Here is a 2260-nt window from a genome sequence, read left to right on the forward strand (position 1 = left end):
CGCGCTAACACGGGGAAAACCGTTGTGGGCGGGGCCCTGCATGAAAGGGTTGCTTCATGACGAACCCCCTCTTGGAGCCGAGTACCCTTCCCTTCGGCTTGCCGCCCTTCGCAAAGATCCAGGACAGCCACTTCGCCGAAGCCGTGGATGCGGGCCTCGCTGAGCACCTGGCCGAGATCCAGTCCATCGTCGACAACCCGGAGCCCGCATCCTTCGAAAACACGGCGGTCGCGATGGAACGCTCCGGCCGCCTGCTGGAGCGGGCAGCGGCGGCCTTCTTCACATTGGTTTCCGCCGACGCCTCGGAGGCCATCCGCGAACTCGAAACCGAGCTGTCTCCCCGGTTCGTGAGCCATCAGGACGCGGTCTATCTCAACCGCGGACTGTACGAGCGATTCGCGGCCGTAGACACCTCGGGACTCGATGACGAATCCATCCGGCTGGTGCAGGAGTACCTCCGCGAATTCCGCCAGTCGGGCATCCAGCTCGACCCGGCTGACCAGGAAAAACTCAAGAGCCTCAACGCGGAACTCTCCCGCTTGGGAACGGAGTACGGGCAACGGGTCAAGGAAGCCATGAAGGCGGCCGCCCTGGTGGTGGATGACGCCACAGAACTTGCCGGCCTGCCGGCGGACGACATCGCCAGTGCTGCGGAGGCCGCACGCACTGCCGGGCATGAGGGAAAATACCTCCTGACTCTCATACAGCCGAGCAACCAGCCTGCTTTGGCTTCTTTGCAGAACCGCGAGCTCCGCCGTCGCCTGTTTGAGGCGTCCGTTGCGAGGGGAAGCGACGGCGGCAGCCTGGACGTCCTGGAACTGGTGAAGGCGATGGTGCGCTTGCGGGCCGAGAAGGCGACACTCCTCGGGTTCGGCAACTACGCCGAAATGGTCATGGACCGCCAGACCGCCCCCGATTTCGCGGCCGTGCAAGCGATGCTCAACCGACTTGCTCCGGCCGCCATCCGCAACGCCGACGCAGAAGCGGCTGCCCTGGCGGAGAGCGCAGGGCACCCATTGGAAGCATGGGACTGGGCGTACTACTCCTCGAGGGTCCGGCGGGAGCGCTACGAAGTGGACGAACAACTCCTTCGGCCCTATTTCGAATTGGACCGGGTACTCGTGGACGGCGTGTTCTTCGCAGCCACGAGCCTCTTCGGGATTACTTTCCACGTGCGGAATGACCTTGAGGGGTACCACCCCGATGTCCGCGTCTGGGAGGTGCGAAACGGAGACGGCTCCGAGCTTGGCCTCTTCCTGGGCGACTACTACGCGCGGGACTCAAAGCGCGGCGGCGCCTGGATGAACTCGCTCGTCGAACAATCAGCACTCCTGGGTACCAAGCCGGTGGTGATCAACAACCTGAACATCTCCAAACCGCCGGCCGGAGAACCCACCCTGCTTACCCTGGACGAGGTCCGGACCACGTTCCACGAGTTCGGCCATGCCTTGCACGGACTCTTCTCCAACGTCATGTATCCCCGGTTTTCCGGCACCTCGGTCCCCCGGGACTTCGTGGAGTATCCGTCGCAGGTCAACGAGATGTGGATCATGTGGCCCGAGATTATCGGTAACTACGCCCGGCACCACGCGACTGGCGAAGCGCTTCCCCAGGACATCATCGACCGCCTCAACGAGTCCAAGCTTTGGGGCGAAGGCTTCGCCACGACGGAATACCTCGGCGCCGCCCTTTTGGACCTGGCCTGGCACGTGCTGGACGTCGACGGCGTTCCTCAGGACGCGCTGGACTTCGAAGCCAAGGCATTGGCTGCTGCAAGCGTGGCGCACTCCCTCATTCCGCCCCGGTACCGCACGGGGTACTTCCAGCACATCTTCGCCGGGGACTTCTACGCCGCCGGGTACTACTCGTACATCTGGAGTGAAGTGCTGGACGCGGAAACGGTGGACTGGTTCACGGAAAAAGGCGGGCTGCTGCGCGAGAACGGCGAACGATTCCGTTCGGAGCTGCTCTCCCGTGGCAACAGCCGCGATCCGTTGGAATCATTCCGCACGCTCCGCGGCCGCGACGCCTCCCTCGAGCCGCTCCTCAAGCGCCGCGGCCTCGAATAGCTGCTTGGCCGCCCCAACTGACTCGCAGTTAATGTCGTTATGGAGCCTCATAACGACAACAACTGGGAGTCAGTTGGGTTAACGCACGACGCCGGCCGGTCACCGAAGAAGGTGACGACCGGCGTCGTACTTAGCGGGAGAGCGGTGCCATGGACGGTGCGACCCGCCAGCGCAAGGCGCCGGGCGGTGTG

1 protein-coding gene is annotated in these 2260 nt (G+C 63.9%); it reads left to right on the forward strand.

Features of this window, described 5'->3' with window-relative positions:
• Nucleotides 1-56: 56 nt before the first annotated feature.
• A complete protein-coding gene (locus AHiyo1_RS15945; RefSeq protein WP_059389208.1) occupies nt 57-2069 on the forward strand; it encodes a M3 family metallopeptidase in 2013 nt (670 codons plus the stop codon).
• Nucleotides 2070-2260: the final 191 nt, after the last annotated feature.

The organism is Arthrobacter sp. Hiyo1 (assembly GCF_001263615.2).
Taxonomy (GTDB): Bacteria; Actinomycetota; Actinomycetes; order Actinomycetales; family Micrococcaceae; genus Arthrobacter.

Bases quoted from the DNA above. Each gene is read 5' to 3' on its own strand.
- AHiyo1_RS15945 (WP_059389208.1), top strand. From the start codon at position 57: ATGACGAACCCCCTCTTGGAGCCGAGTACCCTTCCCTTCGGCTTGCCG.